Source organism: Romboutsia sp. 13368, assembly GCF_018336475.1.
In the GTDB taxonomy this organism is placed as follows: domain Bacteria; phylum Bacillota; class Clostridia; order Peptostreptococcales; family Peptostreptococcaceae; genus Romboutsia.
This window is the reverse complement of record NZ_CP048741.1, coordinates 1,460,875-1,461,861: the sequence shown is the minus strand read 5'-3', so window position 1 is coordinate 1,461,861 and position 987 is coordinate 1,460,875. Positions and strand designations below refer to the sequence as shown.

The following is a 987-nucleotide window of genomic DNA, read 5'->3' as shown; positions in this document are numbered from 1 at the left end:
TAATATATTATGTTAATGGTTTTATAAAGTTACTTAATATATTTTTATATTTTATATTTATAAAGTTATAAATATCTTAAAATGTTAATATAAATAAGTAAATTGATTGTAAAATGGGGTGATATTTTGGAAAGTCAAATAAATCATTCTTATGTATCTCAAGTAAATATATGTAAAAATATTGATTTTTTTAAATACAATATAACTTACCCAGTTTTAAAGCTATATGATGAATCTGTATATGATGATATTTATGATAAACAGATAATTATTAATATAAATAATGAAATATGTGAAGATATTATGATGTTTAAAAATAATGTAAAAAAACAAGCTATGTTATATAAAAAACTATATACAGAAAAATTATCAAAATCAAGTTATGATTATGTCAAATATCGATATGAAGTTTATATAAATAATGATGTAACCTATGATAGAAATAATATTATAAGTATAGTAATGACAAAATATGAATTTACCGGTGGTGCTCATGGTATGACATATTTAGATACTTATAATTATAATTTATTAACAGGAGATAGATTAACATTAGGAGATATGTTTAAACCAGAAGTTGATTATAAGGAAGTAGTCAATAAATTTATAATAGAAGAAATAAATAATAATCCAGAGATTTACTTTAAAGGTGATGAGGGATTTAAAGGAATTAGAGAAAATCAAGATTTTTATATAGATGAAGATGGTGTGGTTATATACTTTGGATTATATGAAATAACTCCATACTATGTAGGTATACCTAAATTTAAATTAAAATTTGATGAATTTAATAAATATTTTATGTATAGTTAAACTGATGATAAACTATAYATATAGATTAGATACTAAGGGGTGTGTATTATGATAAAATTAATARCATCAGATATGGATGGGACATTACTTAATTCAAATAAACGTTTAAGTCCAAGTATATATGATGTTTTAAAAAATCTTAAGGAGAAAGGAATAGTATTTGTAGCAATAAGT

The 987-nt window shown here is 20.7% G+C and carries 2 protein-coding genes; both read left to right on the top strand.

Annotation, left to right across the window (positions count from 1 at the left end):
* Positions 1 to 126: 126 nt before the first annotated feature.
* Complete coding sequence (locus G3997_RS05895; RefSeq protein ID WP_296644353.1) at positions 127 to 813, top strand: DUF3298 and DUF4163 domain-containing protein; 687 nt, start codon at positions 127 to 129, stop codon at positions 811 to 813.
* A gap of 48 nt (positions 814 to 861) precedes the next feature.
* A partial coding sequence (locus G3997_RS11925) for an HAD family hydrolase (RefSeq protein ID WP_442971265.1) occupies positions 862 to 987 on the top strand: 126 nt, incomplete at its 3' end.